Annotated in this window: 18 protein-coding genes; 12 read left to right on the top strand and 6 right to left on the bottom strand. The window is 64.5% G+C overall.

Annotated features, from left to right (window positions below; genetic code table 11):
* The first annotated feature begins 4 nt into the window (after positions 1-4).
* The 4 genes from E1161_RS08485 (at position 5) to E1161_RS08470 (ending at position 7,475) form a co-directional block, all read left to right on the top strand.
* Positions 5-2,356 carry an ATP-binding cassette domain-containing protein gene (locus E1161_RS08485; RefSeq protein ID WP_132621613.1) on the top strand — a complete coding sequence of 784 codons (2,352 nt, stop codon included), beginning with the start codon at positions 5-7 and terminating at the stop codon, positions 2,354-2,356.
* Between the two features lie 436 nt (positions 2,357-2,792).
* Positions 2,793-3,458 carry an esterase/lipase family protein gene (locus E1161_RS08480; protein ID WP_132621359.1) on the top strand — a complete coding sequence of 222 codons (666 nt, stop codon included), beginning with the start codon at positions 2,793-2,795 and terminating at the stop codon, positions 3,456-3,458.
* Positions 3,459-3,851: 393 nt separating this feature from the next.
* Complete coding sequence (locus E1161_RS08475; RefSeq protein ID WP_132621357.1) at positions 3,852-5,426, top strand: hypothetical protein; 1,575 nt, start codon at positions 3,852-3,854, stop codon at positions 5,424-5,426.
* Between the two features lie 645 nt (positions 5,427-6,071).
* Positions 6,072-7,475, top strand: coding sequence for a hypothetical protein (locus E1161_RS08470; protein ID WP_132621355.1), 1,404 nt, complete (start codon positions 6,072-6,074; stop codon positions 7,473-7,475).
* 463 nt (positions 7,476-7,938) lie between these two features.
* Here E1161_RS08470 and E1161_RS08465 read toward each other — a convergent pair whose 3' ends face one another.
* The 3 genes from E1161_RS08465 to E1161_RS08455 are packed head-to-tail and all read right to left on the bottom strand — an operon-like array spanning position 7,939 to position 11,736.
* Positions 7,939-9,144 carry a glycosyltransferase family 4 protein gene (locus E1161_RS08465; RefSeq protein ID WP_132621353.1) on the bottom strand — a complete coding sequence of 402 codons (1,206 nt, stop codon included), beginning with the start codon at positions 9,142-9,144 and terminating at the stop codon, positions 7,939-7,941.
* A gap of 11 nt (positions 9,145-9,155) precedes the next feature.
* Positions 9,156-10,526: an O-antigen ligase family protein gene (locus tag E1161_RS08460; RefSeq protein ID WP_165939727.1), complete on the bottom strand. Its 1,371-nt coding sequence runs from the start codon at positions 10,524-10,526 to the stop codon at positions 9,156-9,158.
* A gap of 4 nt (positions 10,527-10,530) precedes the next feature.
* Positions 10,531-11,736 carry a glycosyltransferase family 4 protein gene (locus E1161_RS08455; RefSeq protein WP_165939726.1) on the bottom strand — a complete coding sequence of 402 codons (1,206 nt, stop codon included), beginning with the start codon at positions 11,734-11,736 and terminating at the stop codon, positions 10,531-10,533.
* 216 nt (positions 11,737-11,952) lie between these two features.
* Between E1161_RS08455 and E1161_RS27965 the strand changes: the two genes are divergently transcribed.
* The 3 genes from E1161_RS27965 (at position 11,953) to E1161_RS08440 (ending at position 13,219) form a co-directional block, all read left to right on the top strand.
* Positions 11,953-12,108 (top strand): DUF3631 domain-containing protein, encoded by a 156-nt coding sequence (locus tag E1161_RS27965; RefSeq protein WP_235874883.1) that lies wholly within the window; start codon positions 11,953-11,955, stop codon positions 12,106-12,108.
* A 206-nt stretch (positions 12,109-12,314) separates the two neighbouring features.
* On the top strand, positions 12,315-12,608 hold the full coding sequence (locus E1161_RS08445) for a helix-turn-helix domain-containing protein (protein WP_132621347.1): 294 nt from the start codon (positions 12,315-12,317) through the stop codon (positions 12,606-12,608).
* Between the two features lie 11 nt (positions 12,609-12,619).
* Positions 12,620-13,219, top strand: coding sequence for a hypothetical protein (locus E1161_RS08440; RefSeq protein WP_235874882.1), 600 nt, complete (start codon positions 12,620-12,622; stop codon positions 13,217-13,219).
* Positions 13,220-13,704: 485 nt separating this feature from the next.
* Here the strand turns inward: E1161_RS08440 and E1161_RS08435 are convergent, their stop codons facing one another.
* Complete coding sequence (locus E1161_RS08435; RefSeq protein ID WP_132621345.1) at positions 13,705-15,075, bottom strand: pentapeptide repeat-containing protein; 1,371 nt, start codon at positions 15,073-15,075, stop codon at positions 13,705-13,707.
* A 274-nt stretch (positions 15,076-15,349) separates the two neighbouring features.
* Between E1161_RS08435 and E1161_RS08430 the strand changes: the two genes are divergently transcribed.
* From E1161_RS08430 to E1161_RS08415, 4 genes are all read left to right on the top strand, one after another.
* On the top strand, positions 15,350-16,558 hold the full coding sequence (locus tag E1161_RS08430; protein WP_132621343.1) for a helix-turn-helix domain-containing protein: 1,209 nt from the start codon (positions 15,350-15,352) through the stop codon (positions 16,556-16,558).
* A gap of 90 nt (positions 16,559-16,648) precedes the next feature.
* Positions 16,649-16,879: a hypothetical protein gene (locus E1161_RS08425; protein ID WP_132621341.1), complete on the top strand. Its 231-nt coding sequence runs from the start codon at positions 16,649-16,651 to the stop codon at positions 16,877-16,879.
* Complete coding sequence (locus tag E1161_RS08420; RefSeq protein WP_132621339.1) at positions 16,876-17,070, top strand: hypothetical protein; 195 nt, start codon at positions 16,876-16,878, stop codon at positions 17,068-17,070. Before E1161_RS08425 ends, E1161_RS08420 begins: the two co-directional genes overlap by 4 nt.
* Before the next feature lie 273 nt (positions 17,071-17,343).
* Positions 17,344-17,892 carry an HD domain-containing protein gene (locus tag E1161_RS08415; RefSeq protein WP_132621337.1) on the top strand — a complete coding sequence of 183 codons (549 nt, stop codon included), beginning with the start codon at positions 17,344-17,346 and terminating at the stop codon, positions 17,890-17,892.
* Here E1161_RS08415 and E1161_RS08410 read toward each other — a convergent pair.
* Positions 17,880-18,356, bottom strand: a complete 477-nt coding sequence (locus E1161_RS08410) for an NUDIX hydrolase (RefSeq protein WP_132621335.1) — start codon at positions 18,354-18,356, stop codon at positions 17,880-17,882. The two genes, E1161_RS08415 and E1161_RS08410, sit on opposite strands and share 13 nt — an antisense overlap.
* An 11-nt stretch (positions 18,357-18,367) precedes the next feature.
* Positions 18,368-19,108 carry a helix-turn-helix domain-containing protein gene (locus E1161_RS08405; RefSeq protein ID WP_132621333.1) on the bottom strand — a complete coding sequence of 247 codons (741 nt, stop codon included), beginning with the start codon at positions 19,106-19,108 and terminating at the stop codon, positions 18,368-18,370.
* Positions 19,109-19,294: 186 nt separating this feature from the next.
* On the opposite strand from E1161_RS08405, the gene E1161_RS08400 reads away from it, so the two are divergent.
* On the top strand, positions 19,295-19,498 hold the full coding sequence (locus tag E1161_RS08400; protein ID WP_132621331.1) for a hypothetical protein: 204 nt from the start codon (positions 19,295-19,297) through the stop codon (positions 19,496-19,498).
* Positions 19,499-19,502: the final 4 nt, after the last annotated feature.

Raw genomic sequence — 19,502 nt, 5'->3', positions numbered from 1 at the left:
CGCGATGCACATCGCCGACAGCCACGACCTGATCCGGGTTCACGGGGCGCGGGTCAACAACCTCCAGGACGTGAGCGTCGAGATCCCCAAGCGCCGGTTGACCGTGTTCACCGGCGTGTCGGGATCGGGCAAGAGCTCGCTGGTCTTCGGCACGATCGCCTCCGAGTCGCAGCGGATGATCAACGAGACCTACAGCGCGTTCCTGCAGGGCTTCATGCCGACGCTGGCGCGACCCGACGTCGACGTGCTCGACGGGCTGACCACGGCGATCATCGTCGACCAGGAGCGCATGGGCGCGGACCCGCGTTCCACGGTCGGCACCGCCACCGACGCGAACGCGATGCTGCGGATCCTGTTCAGCAAGCTCGGGAAACCGCACGTCGGCTCACCGCAAGCGTTCTCGTTCAACGTCGCCTCCATCAGCGGGGCGGGCGCGGTCACGGTGGAGCGCGGCGGGACGAAGGTGAAGGAGCGCCGCGAGTTCAGCATCACCGGCGGCATGTGCCCGAGGTGCGAGGGGCGCGGCAGCGTCTCCGACTTCGACCTCACCCAGCTCTACGACGACTCGAAGTCGCTGCGCGAGGGCGCGCTGACCATCCCCGGCTACACCATGGACGGCTGGTACGGGCGGATCTACATGGGTTCGGGGTTCCTCGACCCGGACAAGCCGATCCGCGAGTACACCAAGAAGGAGCTGCACGACCTCCTCCACAAGGAGGCGACGCGGGTCAAGGTCGAGGGCGTCAACGTCACCTACGAAGGCCTGATCCCGCGGATCCGGAAATCGATGCTGGCCAAGGACCGCGAGGGGATGCAGCCGCACATCCGCGCTTTCGTGGACCGCGCGATCGCCTTCGCCACCTGCCCGGAGTGCGACGGCACGCGGCTCAGCGAAGGAGCCCGGTCGTCGAAGATCGCGGGCATCAACATCGCCGACGCCTGTCGGATGCAGATCAGCGACCTGGCCGAATGGGTCAGCGGGCTGGACGAACCGTCGGTGGAACGGCTGCTCGGCAAGCTCCGCCACACCCTGGACTCGTTCGTCGAGATCGGCCTCGGGTACCTCTCGCTGGACCGGCCCGCCGGCACACTGTCGGGCGGTGAAGCCCAGCGCACCAAGATGATCCGGCACCTCGGATCGTCGCTGACCGACGTCACCTACGTGTTCGACGAGCCAACGATCGGGCTGCACCCGCACGACATCCAGCGGATGAACGACCTGCTGCAGCGGCTGCGCAACAAGGGCAACACGGTCCTGGTCGTCGAGCACAAGCCGGAAACGATCAGCATCGCCGATCACGTCGTGGACCTGGGTCCCGGCGCGGGAACCGACGGCGGCGCGGTCTGCTTCGAAGGTGACGTGGCCGGTCTGCGCACCAGCGACACCGTGACCGGCAAGCACTTCGACGACCGCGCCTCGCTCAAGTCGGAGGTCCGCCAGGCCACCGCTGCGCTGGAGATCCGCGGCGCGACGGCCAACAACCTGCGCGAAGTCGACGTCGACGTGCCGCTCGGCGTGCTGTGCGTGGTCACCGGCGTCGCGGGTTCCGGCAAGAGCTCGCTGATCCACGGCTCGATCCCGGCCGGACAAGACGTGGTGTCCATCGACCAGAGCGGCATCCGAAGTTCGCGGCGAAGCAATCCGGCGACCTACACCGGGCTGCTCGACCCGATCCGCAAGGCGTTCGCCAAGGCCAACGGTGTGAAACCCGCTCTGTTCAGCGCGAATTCCGAAGGCGCCTGCCCCACCTGCAACGGCGCCGGGGTCGTCTACACCGACCTCGGGATCGTGGAAACCGTTGCCACGACGTGCGAGGAGTGCGAGGGCAAGCGGTTCAACGCCTCGGTGCTGGAACACCTCCTCGGCGGGCGCGACATCAGCGAAGTGCTGGACATGTCCGTCGTCCAGGCCGAGGAGTTCTTCGGTGACGGGGACGCCCGAACGCCCGCCGCGCACAAGATCTTGCAGCGCATGAACCAGGTGGGCCTGGGCTACCTGCGCCTCGGCCAGCCGCTGACCACGCTCTCGGGCGGTGAGCGACAACGCCTCAAGCTGGCCACGCACATGGGCGACAAGGGCGGCGTCTACGTCCTCGACGAGCCCACCACCGGTCTTCACCTGGCGGACGTGGAACAGCTCCTCGGCCTGCTCGACCGGCTCGTGGACTCGGGCAAGTCGGTGATCGTCATCGAGCACCACCAGGCGGTCATGGCTCACGCGGACTGGATCATCGACCTCGGTCCGGGCGCCGGTCACGACGGCGGCCAGGTCGTCTTCGAAGGCACCCCGGCCGACCTGGTCGCCTCCGGCAAGACCCTGACCGCCCAACACCTCGCCGACTACGTCCGAGCCTGAGCACCCGACGTGGTGCACACCCTCGCCACGACCGGCTGCATGAGGGCGCGCTGAAGCAGCAGGCCCGACAGCGGCGAACGCAGGGGTGCCGTCGCACTCGTGGCAGCGGGGCTTTGTCGACAGTGCAGCAGACCAAGGACACGCCCTCGTGGAGGAGTCCCCCTTCCGAGATCGGGAGGACACTGCCGTTGCTCAGCGCTGCGCCGCGGGCACTGCGAACACCGAGTTCCTCCGCGGCCATCCCTTTCCGGCGAGATGTGCACCGCTTCGGGCGCCCATCACGCGCGACCAGGCTCTTCGCAGGCGCGCCCGGAAACGGCTTATAACGCGGTTAGCGGCCATCGGGGTGGTGAGGACCCGACAGGCGCACCTCCCGCGATGGCCAACCCGTTGGTACATCCGCCCGGTGATGTTGCCTCCAAGCGAAGGGGAGCCCATGCGTGGAACCCGTCTGCTCGTGACCGCCGCCTTAGCGGCAGCTACCGCTCTGCCCCTCACCGCAGCCCCCGCAACAGCAGTCGAACGCGATCCGGTGATCTTCGTGCACGGCTGGAACGGCAGCGCCTCCAACTGGAACGAGCTGGTGGCCGACTTCAAGGCCGACGGCTACACCGATGGCGAGCTCACCGCCTGGAACTACAACACCGCGCAGTCGAACAAGACCACCGCCGATCAGCTCTCCGCCGTCGTCGACGACGTGCTCGCCAGGACCGGCGCAACCAAGGTCGACATCGTCACGCACTCGATGGGCGGGCTCAACAGCCGCTGGTACCTCAAGTTCGCCGGTGGAGCCGACGAGGTCGACGACTGGGTTTCGCTCGCCGGGCCGAACCACGGCACCACGTCGGCGAACTCCTGCTTCGACGCGTCCTGCGTGGAAATGCGGCCGGGGTCGGAGTTCCTGACCACCCTCAACGACGGGGACGAGTCACCGGGCGCGGTCACCTACGGCACGTGGTGGTCGACCTGCGACGAGACCATCGACCCCGACGACAGCACCGTTGTCGCGGGTGCGCGCAACACCCAGACCGGGTGCATCACGCACCTCGGCTTCCTCACCGACGACGGCGTGTCGCAAGACGTCCGCACCTTCGTCGCATGACGGTGATCTGAGGAAACCGGGGCGTGCCAGGCACTTTCGATCGGTGCGCCGGCTGAGGTCCACTGTGGGGGCCTTGCCGCCTGCCGCCGGGCAGGAGCCTGTCGTCATGGCGCGTTCGCATCGAGACGACCTGGTCACCGGAGGATGTCACGGGCCCTCGGGTGCTGTCCGGGACCGCACCGAACGGTCGTGGTCGGGTGGGTCATGCCGGTGGTACTACCCGAACCACCTTCAAGGGCATCAACGGATTCCTCTAGTCCCCTACGGCCACGACACGCTGGAACGCCTGGTCGAGATGCGTGTGATGGGGGCAACCAACCACCCACTCAGCGTGATCAACTCTCGCTCGAGCTTGCGCAGCAGCTTCCGTGTCGATGGCAGTAACACGGCCTCGTGAACATCACCCCTTGGCCGGGCCCAAGCCGAGATCAGTGTCGGATCATCACGGACATGGTCCAGGCAAGCGGTGAGCGGCGAACAGCAGCGACAACCCGCGTGTGGCCACAATGGCCACAACACGCGCAGCTGGCCTTGGTCGCGACCATGAGTGCGTTGGCCGGTGCACTCATGTTCCTGATCGCACGTCGTGGCCTCGGGGACGACGCTTACATCACGGTTGATTACGCCCGCAACCTCGCCTTCTTCGGGCATTGGGGGATCATTCCCACGCAGACGGCGAATACCGCGACATCACCTTTGCAGGTCTGGTTGCTCGCGCTCCTCACGGCAGGCACCGGTGCGCCGATCATGGCAGTTGGGCTGCTGCTGGTGATCACGACGACAGCCTCGGGCGTGTGGCTCTACCGGATCGCGGATCTGACGGGGCTACCGCGACGGGTCCTGCCTCTGCTCGGAGTAGCGCTGCTGGTGTCGAACCCGCTGCTGGCCTCGACGGTGGGCATGGAGACCTATCTCGGGGTTGCACTGCTGATCGCATTGGTACGGCACGCGCTCCCGGGGAACTGGGTGGCCACGGGCGTGGTCGCCGGAGCGCTGGTCTTGACCCGCCCCGATTTCGCAATCATCGATCTAGCTGTCGTGCTGACCATCTCGGCAGCTCGTCGTCGCGCCCTGCGCAGTGCGCTCGTGGCTTCGGCAATCGCCCTGCCGTGGCACGTGCTGAGCTGGCTCACCCTGGGATCGGCGCTGCCGGACACGCTCATGACGCGAATGGGCGAGTCCTGGGGTGCGACCTACGCCACCGGGCTCGTCTGGTACTTCCAGCACTGGACAACAGCAATCGGCACGACCTTCTTGCTGCTGCTGTGCGGGCTCGTGTCTGCCTGCTGGGCTTGGTCGGCGAGGAGGAAACCCCGCAGCGCTGCCCCTGCCCAGGCGACGCTGGGATTCGCAGTTGGCGGCGCCGCCCACGCGATGGCGTTCGTGCTGCTCGCGCCACCACCTGCCCACTGGTACTACGGTCCGGTCGTCGCAGGATTCGCCCTCGCATCAGCAGTCGCGGTCTCGACCCTCGTGCGACAGCACGACCGCAGCGATGTTGTGCTCAGTATCGCGACCCTCCCAGTGCTGTGCGCACTCAGCGTCGACATCGGCCACGGGCTCCCGTGGGCCACCGCACCTCTCAACGGCAACTGGGCAACCGCGAGCCAGTACCAGCGCATGGCCGAGTCGATCTCCGCCACAAGACCCGGCTCGACGATCGTGAGCCCGGCCGAGGTGGGAACGCTCGCCTACTACTGCCAATGCCAGATCGTCGACGATCTGTCCGACCCCGGCCGCACCGCGAAGTACATCTCCCGGCAACTCGACCGAGCCGGACCGTTGACCCGGACCTTGCTGACCATCAACTACTTGCACCGATCACCGGCTGAAGCGGTACCGGCCCAGTACCACATGGAGTGGGAGAACCGACCTGCCAACGGTCCCGATCAGTGGCCAGCGCGGTTGCCCACCGACCCGGACGCGCATGTACGAATGCGGCTCGTCCCATTCCATCACGCACCCTGAACGACCGAACCGGACCGGTTCTCGCGAACCACGACTCGGCACGAGGGGCCGGTCTCACCGCGGTCTGACGGCTTCGCGGGCGGTCGAGTCACCACGAGGCTAGGTCTTCCCGAGCGGTGGGTTAGTTCGAAGGGTGACGAGTGCCCACCAGTAGCCAGTGATGGTTCGGTGCCAGGCCAGCAGGACACCGGGGGACGGTTCTGCTGCTGGACATGTCGGCCAATCCCAAGCGTGTCACTCGATATGCGGGCGTTGCCCGAGTCGTGCTGGTGTCAGCACCGTGCGCAGAGTGCTGGGCGCCTACGAGCTCGCCCCGTGGCCCGAGGACACCCAGCGGCAGGAAGTCGTCGAGGAGCTGCGGGACCAGTTCCGCGACGAGGGGTTCCACTAGATCTGCCCGTGCGTCAAGCGATCATCAAAAGCGGGCAAACCGGCACCATCCCACCGCCCGTCCCGACATGGCAGCCTGCCGCCCCATCTGACTGACATGCCCTCTTTCGAGTGACCTGCGGCTTTATGAGGAACTCCACGCGGATCCTTCGCTGGGTGAGCGCACTGGTAAAGAAGTTGCCAGCACCCGCAGTCCCAGAGGGTGGTAGTTCGGCCCGTTGGTGGCGGCGTAGGTGGAGCCAGTGGGGTTCCGCCATGTACGGCGCTGTGCTCGGGCTGGCGCTGTTCCTGGTCACGCACCGAGCCATGTCGGACGATGCGATGATCACGCTGACTTATGCTCGGAACCTCGCTGAGCACGGGGTGTGGGGCGCATTGCCCGGGGTTACGGCGAACACGCAGAGCTCACCCCTGAACATGTGGCTGCTGGCCGCAGGGAGCCTTCTCGCCGATGGTCGCGTGGTGCATGCCGTCGGGATCGTTCTCCCCCTGACCCTCGCTGTGACCGGCCGGTGGGCCGAAGGGCTGCGCCGTTGTCTCGGGCTTCACTGGGCAGCGCCGTACCTTGCGTTGACCTTGGTGGCGTGCTCACCCCTGTTGACATCCACCGTGGGTCTCGAGACCTACCTCGGGGTCGCGACCCTCGCTGGTGTCGCCCGCTACGCGGCCGCCGACCGTGCCGCGGCCGCCGGAGTGGTCGCAGGTGCGGCGCTGCTGACTCGACTCGACATGATCGTGCCGGTGGCCGTGCTGATCTTCGCTCTGCTGCCGTGGCGGCGGTCATTTCCAGCGACCGCCGTTGGCGCCGTGGTGGTCGTGCCGTGGCACGTGTGGTCGTGGTTCGCCCTCGGCGGTGCGGTGCCGGACACGACATGGCTCAAGAGCAGCAGCGGCGCGTCGCTCACAATGGCGACGTCAGTGGGCTCGTACTACTTCGCCGGGTGGCCGGTCGCGACGTTTTTGACCTCACTGCCGGTGGCGATGGCCTTGGCTTGCGGCGTGTGGGCTCTGACCCGGGGTGGCCGTCATGCGCGCGTTGTGTTGGCAGCGCTCATTGCGGGTTGGGCGCATTGGGCGATGATGTGGCTGGGTGGGGCCTACCCGCAATTTTGGTACTTCGCGCCATTGGTGGCCTGCTCGATCCTGGCTACGGCACTCAGTCTGTACTCCTCGAACCGTCTCGGGCTCGCCACCTTCGTAGCCGCTCTCGTGCTAGCTACCGGATCGCTGGTCGCGTCGCTGCCAGTTCCTTGGACAATGGCCTACCTGACTGGAAACAATGCCCGCACCCCGCAGTACGCCGCCGTCGCCGCGGATCTCGGGCGACTCACCGGCGGACAGCCCGTCGGCAGCCCTGGGGAAGTAGGTGCGTTGGCTTTCCACGCGCCGGTCCCCGTCGTGGACTACCTCACCCACCCGGCCTTGACCCGGCCGCTGCTGGATGAACGCTACCGTGATGCCGGGCCGATCAAGCAGACCTTGCTGCGGTGGAACTGGGCCCACCGCGAAACATTGACTCCGACGCCACTACCGCGTTACCAGCTCGCGTTCATTGGTGTCGGGCTTCCGTCCGGTCGGGAAGTGGCTCGCTGGCAGGTGCTGGATTCGGCCGAGCAACCGCGCACCCTCATACTCCTCGACACCGCACTGACTCGCTGAACCCTGTCAACTGACGCGCAGGCGCGGTGGACGCGACCACGCCGCACTCGGGGCCGGCAGCGGCCGACCCACCCGTCCCCAGCGGCGGAACTCGCTCGCCGGCTGATGCTGCTCGCTGAGCTCGCGCAGCACGCATCATCACGTCCAGCCGTGCAGATGCTTCCAGGCCGACCTCGTCGACGCTCTTCCCGAGTTGCTCAGCAGCAGCCGATCGACCACCGCACCCCCCGCCGCTGACCGAGCGGCGATACCTGTCGATGACACCCAAGACTACGAGAACGAACTGAGACGAAAAACGAGATGAAGAAGCCCCCGTCGAGATCGGCGGTGGCTGTTCTTGCAGCGCTGAGCGGTGGCCAGGTGCGGGGTGTGACCGAAGTTGATCAAACACCCGAAATCAGACACGTCGATCATTCTGAAACGCGCTGCAAACACGATCCTTACAACTCAACTCTCTTCAGCTTCAGTGGATTGCCGACTGGTGGCAATCTCCCTTGGTATATCCGACGAGCTCGTCCAGCACGGACTGCAGACGTTTCGCTTGTACGGATCTGGATTTGTGCTCACGCATGTATGCCACAGCGTTGTCCCGCATCTGCGCGAGCATCTTATCGTCCAGGTTGGCCAGTGCGCGTATGCCATCAGCGAGGTCTCCCGGGGCGACGCCGAGGCCGGCGTTGGAGGTTTGGACGATCGCGTGCGGTTCGCCTTTGGCATTTGTGACCACGGGCAGACCAGCCGCCAAGTAGTCGTAGAGCTTGTTCGGGCTCATTCCTAGGCGGAACAGCGGCAGATTGGCGACTGCATGCACTCCGATGTCGGCTCCACCGAGGATTCCGCACAGTTCTTTTTTGGGCAGCATGTCCAGGAAGTAAACATTGAACAGTTCCTCTTCGCGCGCGTGTTCGACGAGCCGGGACTTGTCCATCCCGTCGCCGATGAGCACGAAAGTATGCTCCTGGAGTTCAGCAGCCGCCTCCAACACCGCTTGTACACCGTCCTTGACGCCGTGTGCTCCGGCGAACACGATCAGTCGGCCGTTCACTGGAACGCGTTCTCGCAGAGGTGTCATCGAAGGATCGGGCTGGAAGTCGTCGGGCTCGGCGCCGTTGCTGATCGTCGTTACCCGCCGCAGATCTATGCCCAGCTGGTCAAAGTAGGGACGCCAACCGTCAGTGACGATCACAATATGGTCGGCCCTGTAGTAAAGCCACCGCTCCAGTGTGGATAGGGCCCGGTGCAGCATGGAACCTTCGCGCAAGTGGCCGAGCTCAACCAATGATCTCGGCCAGAGGTCTTGAACCTCGAAGACGAAGCGGGAACGCCACAGTCGGGCAAGCAGCCAGCCGACGAGTGGGGTGAGTAGGTGCGGTGACACCGCGTACACGACACTTGGACGCTCGCATCGGATGCCGGACCAGATTGTGCCAACACAGTAGCTGAGCCAGTTGAGGACCCGACGATGGTCGTTGCGATTGTAACTGCTGACTCTGATGGTGGTAAATCCCGGCTCTCGGACGGAGAACCTGCGTCGGCTGTAGAAGTCACGGTCGCCGGCGATAATACGGAACCGTCCGCGCAACCGTTCGAACAGCTCGACGTGTCGGGTGCAGCCAGTTTCGCTGCGCGGTTTGGCGAACTGGTTAAGCACCAGGATGGAGGGCGACAAGCAATGCACGGTCACCTCAATTGTTCGCGGCGGAAGCTAGCGTCGTCCGCTTCGGACGGTTTGAGGAAACCGTTCAGCGACGAGGTCGCCCCGAAAGTGGTAAATCCATAGCTGCGGCGGACAACCGATGGACGGGCGACCACCCAGCCGGCGGGTGGGGAACTGGCATGTAGTTCTCGCCGGACTGCGGGCAGGCCAAGCGCTACCCCAAGCATTACGAAGAAGGCTCGGTTGTCGTTGACATCACCGGAAAGGCAAGCGTTGAGCAGGAAGAACCAGAGCAGGGACATGACACCAATGCCTTCCAGCTGGCGCAGCAGCGCGCGTGCGCGTGTGAGCGCCAGCACCACCACGGCAACCAGTGCGGCAGCAGCGATCCATCCACCTTCGACTCCAACCTCAACAAAGATGTTGTGAGGATATTGGCGCAGTCCGCTGTCCAGCTGAGCCCAGGGAGGAAGCTCCGCCGAAAGATCACCCCAACCAACACCGAGTGGACGCAGCACAGCAAGGGCCAAGGTGGCCGAGTAAAGACGTGCACGAGCGAGCGCAGAAGCGTCCTCATTCCCGTCGATAATCCCTTTGATCCGTTGCTCCGATAGTTCTGGCGCGTTTGACAGGCCCCACAAGGCGAAAATCAACAGCGCTACGGTCGCGAGTGCTAGCCGTGCGGCGCGACGTATCGGAGTGCCTGGCACCGAGATCGCGACGAGGATGACCGCCGCGGCCAGCGCAATCAGCGGGCCGCGTGACCCTGTGGCAAAGGCCGATCCGGCCAGGAACGCCACCACCACGCCGCAGCCCATGATGCCCCACATCCAACCGCGCGCGCGTCGCCGCTGCAGGTGCAGTATCAACACTCCGATCACGCATATGGCTGCACCCGCAGCCCTGCCGAGGTGGACGGTGTTGGATCCCACCAGTGCAAGACGCTCTTCACCCATCCCGACTGCTTGCGCTTGGGCAATAATGATTTCCAACAACCCAGCCAGTGCGAACCACCACAGCAACCATAGGATTCTGGGGCGGGTACGGACGAGTGTTACAGCTGCTGCCGTGGCGAGGCAGGTGATGAAGAAGAATGATGGTATTTTTGTTTGTCCATACTCATTGAAAGAGGACAGCAGTACGGCGGGAATGCAGGTCGCAAACAAAACAGCGACCGGCGCGAATCCGGTCAGCCACTGCATGCGGGCGCAGAGCGTCAGCAAAGTAGTCACGCCGAGGGTGAACCCGACAAGTGCGGTCAAGTCGACCGGCAAAGAGCTGAAGACCGGCAGGCTTCCCAGAACACTGCTGTTGAGGAGCGCGACAATCAATCCGGTGATGAACCCGTCAGCGAGCCACGGGTTGCGCTGATCCACTTCAGTCTCGACAGCCATGGAGTCAATCGTGCTCAACCTCGTCATCATCCCCACAAATATCGTCGAATCCCGTTAGCGATCGATACATAGTTAGCAGGCGTATTTTTTCGCGGCCCCAATTGAACTCCTCAACAATGGCACGTCGGCCGTTTGCGCCCATCTCCTCGGCCCTTGCCTGCTCGGCAGCGAGCCCGCTCATGGCTTCGCCAATCACCTTCGGATCCAGTGGATCCACCAGCAGACCACAACTCTCTTCTTCGACAATCCCGCGCCAATAAGGAAAATCTGACGCGACCACAGGAATACCTTCTGCCATGTATTCGAGAAGCTTTGTCGGAAGAGCGTCGACATAGGCGCGTGTCGGATGCAGCACCACTATGCCGATCCTTGACCTGGCCACCAGGTTCCGTGCTTCGCCTGGGGAAACGTGGCCATAGTAGTCCACACGCCCCCACGCAGCTTCACGCCGCAAGGAATCGAGTAGCGTGGGCGGATGCACTGGACCGGCTAAGGTCAACCGCCAACTCTCTGGCATGTACTTCATCGCGGCCAGCATTTCGTAGATACCGCGATCTACTGATATCTCACCGACATAGACGAGCAAATTCCTGCGCAGCCCATTAGCAGTCGTGTCAGCATATTCCCCCTCGACATCTTGCCGCAGCTGTGGGTAATTGCGGACGACCGTCGTCCGATGCGAGGGGAATCGGTTGGCGACTGTATTCGTAGCAGCTATCACTTGGTGGCAACTGTACCCGGCAAACCAATACAACGCCTTCGCGAAGGCCGCGGCCGCCTTGCGCGTGGGCCGCGGCAGGTAATGCTTGTCAAGGACCTGGTTCGGAAGGTCTTCATGCGCATCAAAGATGACGCTGGCACCGCTCCGGCGCAGCAGCGGTGCCAGCGGAATCAGTTCAGGATCATGCAGGTGGTAGACATCGGCGCGGCGGCCCCGAGCGATCAGAAGCGCCCGCGGAACTCCTCTCGTGATACGCCGAAATCGTCCGCGTTCTGGCGGGACGGGATGGATGTGGACTCCGTAGACCTCGCGCTCGACTTCGGTGCCCGCGATGAGTTCGACCCGGTAACCGCTTTGCGACAACGCGCGGCATTCCCGTTGGAGGATCCGGTTGTCTTCCCACGGGTGTGCGGTCGAGATGTGGACAACCCGCGGGCGGTTATTCGTCGCTGATCGCTGCACGCGCGCGACGCTACGGCCAAACAGCACGCGGGGCAGCCTGCGATTGCACAATCCACCGAATCGGGTCTCGTTCCGCGGGACGTTTCTAGAGGTTGTCCCGAACCAAGAGGTCGCTGAACGTAACCGTCGTAAGGGGTCCGGCTAGCCCGCGTTCAATGACGCACAGGTCATCTCCACCGCTGATCTGCTGCGCCAGCTTAATTCCGACCTTGATGCCTCGTGGCGCGACTACGGCCTGGCGTATTGAGCCCGGCGAAGCTTTCCAAGCTGCTGGCCGAGTTCGAGATCCGGTCAGCGAACGTTCGGTTCCCCGACGGGACTCAGGCCAAGGGCTACCGCCGCGCCGATTCCGCCGACGCCTTGGCCCGCTACTGCCCGTTCGAGCCCACCCCCGGGTAGGCGTCCCAGCCGTCCCAAGCGTCCCAGCCCAGGTCAGCGCGGGACGGCAACACCGACCGGGACGGCTCAAGCCGTCCCACCCAGATCACCGGCCCAGTCCCATGGGACGGCAAAAGCCGTCCCAGCAACCCAAGCCGTCCCAGCCTGACCTGCATTGGGACGGCTGGGACGGCAACCCCACGCACCATCAACACCAGGGGGATCGCATGACAGCGAACACCGCACAACTCGCCGCCACCCTCGCCTCACTCGCGGCAATGCTCGCCGAACAGGAGATCCCCGAACCGGCCGCCCCGACGCCACCCGCCCGCAAGATGCCCGACCGCGTGCTGCTGACCGTCGAGGAAGCAGCCGAACAGCTCGGCATCGGCAGGACCAAGACCTACGCACTGGTCAAGGCCGGCGAACTCGAATCCGTCCAGATCGGCCGACTCCGCCGCGTGCCCAAGGCGGCGATCGAGGACTACGCCAACCGACTCATCAGCCAGCGCAACGCCTGAAGGGGGCCGAGGTGGAAGAGAACAAGACGCGAAACCCCAACGGCCGCTCCTCGATCTACTTCGGCAACGACGGCCTCTGGCACGGCCGCGTGACGATGGGTGTCGGTGACGACGGGAAGCCGGATCGTCGACACATCAAGCGGAAGAACCGGGACGAGGTTGCCGCTGCGGTCAGCAAACTGGAGTCCGAGCGATCCTCCGGGAAGGTCCGTAAGAAGGGCCGTAGCTGGAAAGTCGAGCGGTGGCTCTCTCACTGCGTGGAGGACATCGCGCCGCTCACGACCAGGTACACGACCATGCGCGGCTACCAGACGGCCGTGTACAAGCACCTGATCCCCGGGTTGGGAGCTCACCGGCTGGACTACATCGAGAAGCACCCGGAGCTCTTCGAAAAGCTCTACCGCCGAATGCTCGACGCCGGCCTCAAGCCCGGCACCGCGCACCAGGTGCACCGCACGGCACGGACCGCTTTCGGTGAGGCGTACAAGCGGGGTTACAACAGGAATCCGCTGGAGATCGCCAAGGCGCCTCGCCTGGAGGAAGAGGAGATCGAATCTCTCGATGCTGAGGACGTGCAGCGAATCTGGCACCGTGGCTGTCGTTCCGTCTGAGGGAACCACCTCTACGAGCCCCCTCCGACCCGGGGCCGCGCCATCATCGACAACCAACTGAGACCCAAACCGAGACCCAAAAAGGCCCCTCCGGGATCCGGAGGGGCCTTCTCGCAGCTCTGAGCGGTGGCCAGGGGCGGGGTCGAACCGCCGACCTTCCGCTTTTCAGTTCTACGATCACCGGTTCAGCGGGGGCCACTGACAGCAAACCAGCTGGTCAACGGATCGCGCCGAACATCCGAAGCCACCTTCGAACTGCCGTGAACCCTGACGAATGAGACCAAAACTGAGACCATGCAGCTGATCCGCAGGTGCCCCGGTCGCAGTGTCTCGCCTGCCACTACACCAGCGCCGCAAGGACTTTCCTCCCCGTTCTCGCCGACCGGGACCGTGCGACTTAAAAGACGGCCCGGCCGCCTGAGACAGCTAACTTGCAGGCTCACGCGAGCGATGCACCACGCAACAGCAATAAGGCCACGTCGCAGTTAGGGCTTATGCGGCTGTCCATCTTCTTGTTCACTGTTTGGGTTGCGGTAGTAATCCTGTTTGAGGACGGCAGTTCCGTCGCCATTCTCCTCCACTTTGACGGACTCAGGCCAAGAATGCCTTCTTCTATCAAACTTACCGACCGTCACGCCACTCAAAGTTGGGACATCACTTGTCATCGAAATCTGGCCGCGACCACTGAAATGACACCCTTCAAATCTTGCCTTGATACTGAAATCCGTCCGATAGAAGTCAGCAGATTCTGCAAAATTGGCACGGTGCCACCAGCTCTCCCTAGAGAAGCGTGCATCTCGGAAGCTCACATAACCAAATCTCGCGTCCTCGAACCAGCTAAGACCATCGAAGATGGTCGAATCAAAGTTAACGGAACCGGACTCAGCATCGAACTCGTCAAACCGTGCATCATCCTCGAAACTAGCCAGGGAGAAGTCAGCACGGGCCGCCTTAGCCTTAAAGAACTGGGCGTCACCCTTGAACCTTGCGCCAGTAAAGTCAACTTTCCCCGAAAATTCTGCGAACTCGAACGAGTGCCCCCTAGCGAAGGTTGTGCCGCGAAAGTCAGCATTGGCAACCCTGCACCCTTCGAAGTCAAAATCCTTAAGGACCGCCCCCGAGAGATCAATATCAATCTCTCCCCAGAAACTAGGATCGTCCTCGGCCGTAAATCCAGGCACCGGGTAAGGCTGAGCTTTCTTGGGGGCAAGATGCCTGAGGAGGACTCGCTGCACCATGCGCAGAGCCTCCGCTTCGTGCTCCCTAGACAGACCGCCACTCCACCCAGCGACTTTCCGTGCCATACCAGCAACCTGATTCCTCGATGATATCGCCATTGACTTGGTGGAGTTTTCCGGCAATTGGACGTGAGCGCGCGGAGGCGCCATTCGAATATAGGAACACAGCAAATCTGTCACCGTTTGACGCATTGCCGGGTAGTCCTTCGCTAGCCTTTCAAGGGCGTGGATCCCAGCCATTCGCATCGTAAAGTTTTCCGCGCCGAGCTGCTCGGAAGCTTTCGTATAGATCTCGGTGATACGGCGTTCCGTCGCATCGTACCTCTGGTCCTCTGCGGACTCCTCTTTTTGGGCGAGATCTAATTCCGTTGAACGTTGACGGCGCACCGCTAGCCAGAGCGCGATACCGCCGCCGGCACTTGCGCCGAAAGTAAGCGCCGTGCGAACCGCCTCAAGTTGCACACGCAACATCCCCGGATCCACGCTGGCCCGAATCCAAATGATGGCGGCAGCTAGAATTCCACTCGTAAGAGCAACTGCCCCGGCGACTACGGCTGCTTCAGATCGGCGCGTCATGGGCTTCATCCCACTCCGCTTTACGTCTTCTCGTTCAGACACGGCTGTATCATGCAACAACTACGCATATCGGAGCATGCGTTTTACGCTGATTCGTCAAGCGACCCGTACATGACCTTCTGGATCTCAGGTAGGGGCTGGTGCACACCTGGTTTCCAGGTGTCGAAATCAGCTTGGGGGCTGCCTGTTTTGGCGTTGCTCTCGATCTCACGTAGTGGTGCTGGCATGCTCGATCTTGCCTCCCGCCGGAGGTGTTAGCCCCCAGGGGACGCTCTGGGGGCGCCGGTGGGGGTTTCCGGCGGGAAGGTAGAGGACCATGTCCGAGGAGTCTTTCGGGCAGGCCTTGCGGCGGCATCGTCGTGCGGCCGGCCTGTCTCAAGCCCAACTTGCCCAGGAACTTCACCTCGACCAGGGCAATCTCTCCCGGTACGAAAACGACCGGCAACGCCCCGAGCCCGCGACCGTGCGCGCCTTAGACGCGCTCCTGTGCGCCGGCGGCGAGCTCCGCGCCCTGGCCAACGCCACCACCCCGCAGCCCGCGACCAGGGGAATCCCGGCCGCCGGTGCGATCCATCCGAGTGATGAGACCGATGCGATGGAGTTGGCCCGCAGGGTCGCGGCCTCCGACATCAGCACCGAGACGCTGGCCCAGCTGGAAATGGCCTTCGACGATCTGGCCACCGCCTACCCCGCGTCGAGCCCGCACGATCTCCTGCCGCGGCTGCGGGAGCACCTGGGCTACATCTCCCAGCTCATCGACGCGCCCCGCAAGACCCTCGCCGCCCACCGCCACCTGCTGGTGCTTGGCGGCTGGTTCTCGCTGCTGGCCGCCACCGTGCACATCGATCTGAATCAGCACGCGCCGGCCACCGCCCGGCTACGCACCGCCGCAGGCCTTGCCACCCACGCCGAGCAGGACGAGATCCGCGCCTGGTGCTACGAAACCGAAGCCTGGCGCACGCTGACCGGCGGCGACTACCGACGCGCCGCCGAGCTCTCCCAGCACGCCCAGTCGATCGCCCCGTCCGGCAGCTCGGCGGAGATCCAGGCGACCGCTCAGGAAGGCCGCGCGTGGGCACGGCTTGGTGAAGCCGATGCCACCTACCGCACCGTCGAACGCGTCCACTCGCTCTCGGCACACCTGCCGAAGCCGGTGCCGGCCGAACACCACTACCGCTACGACCCCGGCAAAGCCGCGGCCTACACCGCCACCACCCTGGCCTGGCTCGGCGACCCCGAAGGCGAACAGCACGCCCGCCAGGTCATCGAGCGTTTCCGGCCCACCAACGACTCCCAACCCTGGCCCCGCCGCTACGCCACCGCCCACGTCGATCTCGCCCTGTGCACAGCCCGCAACGGCCGCCTCGACGAAGCAGCCGACGCCGCCCACACCGCCATCGAATCCGGGCAGGTCGCCCCGTCCAACTGGTGGCGCGTCCGCGAAGTCGTCAACCACGTCACCGCAGGAAAGCTCCCAACCGCAGGCGAGCTCCAGGACTCCTACCGGACCATGACCAGCCGCTAACCAGCATGGCTATGCGCATCAGCCCATCGTTGATGCGCATAGCCCCGCATTTCCGATCACTCGCGGTCGCGTTTCGGCAGCGTTGGGTGCATGGATGCGGCACGACCAACGCCACCGCTCGACGCGGGCCTGTGGACCAGCCCTGACGGCTGCGTCCACATCCGCAACGCCGGCACCGGAAACACCTTCTGCGGCCAACCCGTCGGCAACTACGGCACCCAACCCACCCACGCCTGCGACGACTGCGTCGCGGTGAGCCTGCGCGAGTACGCACGCATCTACGCCTGCGACCTCATGTGCCGGAAGCGGAGCGAATCGTGAGCGCCCCGACAAAGTCCGAGCAGCGCTACGCCCAGGTGTGGACCGATCACCTCGGCGTCGCGCACGAACGCCACCACAACGACCACGGCCGGACCCTCTGCGACCTCAACGCCGGCGAGAGCAACCGCCCGATCTCCGCCCGCGCCTGCCGCAACTGCATCACCGAACGCCTTGCATCCGAGATCCCCTAGCCGCCGAGGGGCGCGGATGGCCCCGAACTCCGCGCCCCTCGGTGTTCCACACCCCTCCCACCCCTCCGGACGTGCCCGAACAAGCCGCGTACGGCGCTCTCAGCGCGCCCTGAAATCGCCAACACCTTCACTGACCAGCGAGGCAAGGACAAGGCCACGCCTCCCCGAAAGATCCGCGAGAGCCCGGCACAGCGCTCCGTAATCGCCGAGCTCCGATGCACAACCCAACTCGCCGATGACCGTTTGAGACCGTGAAAGGTAGCGTGAGCGCACATGGAGCTGGTCCAGCAAGCCGCCGAGACCGCCGAACGCTTCGTGGCCCCGCTGGGGCGCCGTTGGGAGCATGTTCAGGCAGTCGCCGCACGAGCGGCTGAGCTCAGCGACGCCGTGCCACCGCAGGACCGTGACACCTTGGTCGCCGCGGCTTGGCTGCACGACATCGGATACGCCCCCGAGATCGGTCACACCAAGTTCCACCCGCTCGACGGTGCCCGGTACCTCCGGGAAGAGGAGTGGCCCGAGGTGATCGTGAACCTCGTCGCGCACCACTCCGGGGCGCGTTTCGAGGCGGCCGAGCGCGGCATGTCCGACGAGCTGGCCGAGTTCCCGTTCGAGGACTCGGCATTGCTGGATGCGCTGGTCATGGCCGACCTCACCACGGGGCCGGCGGGGCAACGCCTGGACTACGACGAGCGGATCGAAGAGATCTTCAGCCGGTACGCGCCCGAAGACCCGGTTCACCGCACGTGGGTGAAGGCGCGTCCTGTCATGGCTGAGGCAGTCCAGCGAACCGAACAGCGCTTGGCCGCTCAGCCCAAGTAGGGCTGCGTACGCGTCTCGTCCAGCGCGTGATCGATGCGCAGACGCATCGAGGTGTGGATGTTCAGGCGATCGAGGTCCGCTGGGGCGACCCAGCGGACCTCCTTCGTTTCGCTGCCGTCTTCGCGCGGCTGGCCACTGACCCACTTGGCCTCGAAGCACAGCGAGAACTGCTGCCGCACTTCCCCATCGTCGTAGGCCATGACGTGCTGGGGGTTGGTGTAGGTGCCGACCAAGCGCACGACCTCGACATCCAGGCCGGTCTCCTCCTTGACCTCGCGAACCACAGTGTCTGTGAGGGATTCGCCGGCGTCATGGCCACCGCCCGGCAGCGCCCACAGGTCGTTGTCAATCTTGTGGATCAGCAGGATGTCGCCAGCGTCGTTGCGGATGGCTGCGGTCACCGAGGGAACGACCGAGTTGGCCGCCGGTGCATTGGGGTCGTTGAAGTAGTCCACGCGGGCCACGGTTGTGCTCCTCAGACGGTTTCCGGAGTGGCTTCCTGCCACACGCGCTCGAACGACCGCAGGTAGTGCTCCCACATCGGTCCGTCGTCCACCTGACGCAGGTGCAGAACGGGATTCTCACCGGCGAGGGAGCCGAAGGCGTGCCCGTTGACCAGCATCTGATCGTCGAAGCGGTAGATGGAGTTGTAGAGGATCGTCCCGTGGGTCCGGATCTCGACGTTGTCCAACTCCGCGACCTTGCTCAGATAGCGCCGCATCATCTGAATCCGGCCTTCCAAGCCTCCGGTCGTACCCTCCTCGACCGCGCGCTGGATGACCGCCGGCGAGGTCTCATCCCCCACCGCGAAGCGAAAAACTGTGCCCTCTTCGGCTTTCCGCCTGATCACGGGCAGGATGTTGTGCTGCTCAACGAGGAATTGCCCCGAGAAGACCAGCACCTCCATGCGCTCCTGGACGCCGTGGATCAGCTCGTTCCACAGCTCGAACGGCACAGCTGAGCGAGACGGGAACAGGTGCACCAGCTCAACGTCCTGGTTCGGCGTGGTGTGCGGGTCCTCCGCCAGGGACGGCCAGAGCTGGACCTCGGACGTGCCGAGCAGCTCAGCGACCTTCCTCCGGGTCTGCGGGTGCGGCTTCCGCTCCTTGGTGATCCAGCGTCCGGCAGTCTTCTCATCGACTCGCACCTTGGCGGCGACCTGCTCAATCGTGAGGCCGGCCGCGCGCACCGCTGCGCGAAGACGCTCGTTCGCCATCTCTACCCCGGGGACGTTTTGAGGATTTTTTGGGACGTCGAGCAGACGGTATAGAGCTGCGAGGACGTCTGCAACCGACCCGGAAATACCCGTGGGAACGTCCGCGGTTTCGCGGTGAACTTGTTGCCAGAGACGGAAAAACCCCCGACCACCAAATCGGCGGCGGGGCTGACCGAGGAGGCAACTATGGCGAAGAACGCGTTTCCGATGATGCCGCAGTCCGGCGGCGGCGTGATGCCGAAGCTGATCGGCTTCCTGGTTCTGTTCGCAGTCGGATCGATGATCATCAAGCAGCCGGTCGAGTCGGCCCACCTGATCGGCGACCTGTGGACGAAGTTCGCCGGCGCCGGCGACGCCCTGGCGACCTTCCTCCAGGCGATCGGCGGCTGACCGA

This window comes from Saccharopolyspora aridisoli (assembly GCF_004348445.1).
Taxonomy (GTDB): Bacteria; Actinomycetota; Actinomycetes; order Mycobacteriales; family Pseudonocardiaceae; genus Saccharopolyspora; species Saccharopolyspora aridisoli.
Note: the sequence above shows the minus strand (reverse complement) of the source record. Positions and strands in the feature narration are given on the sequence as shown.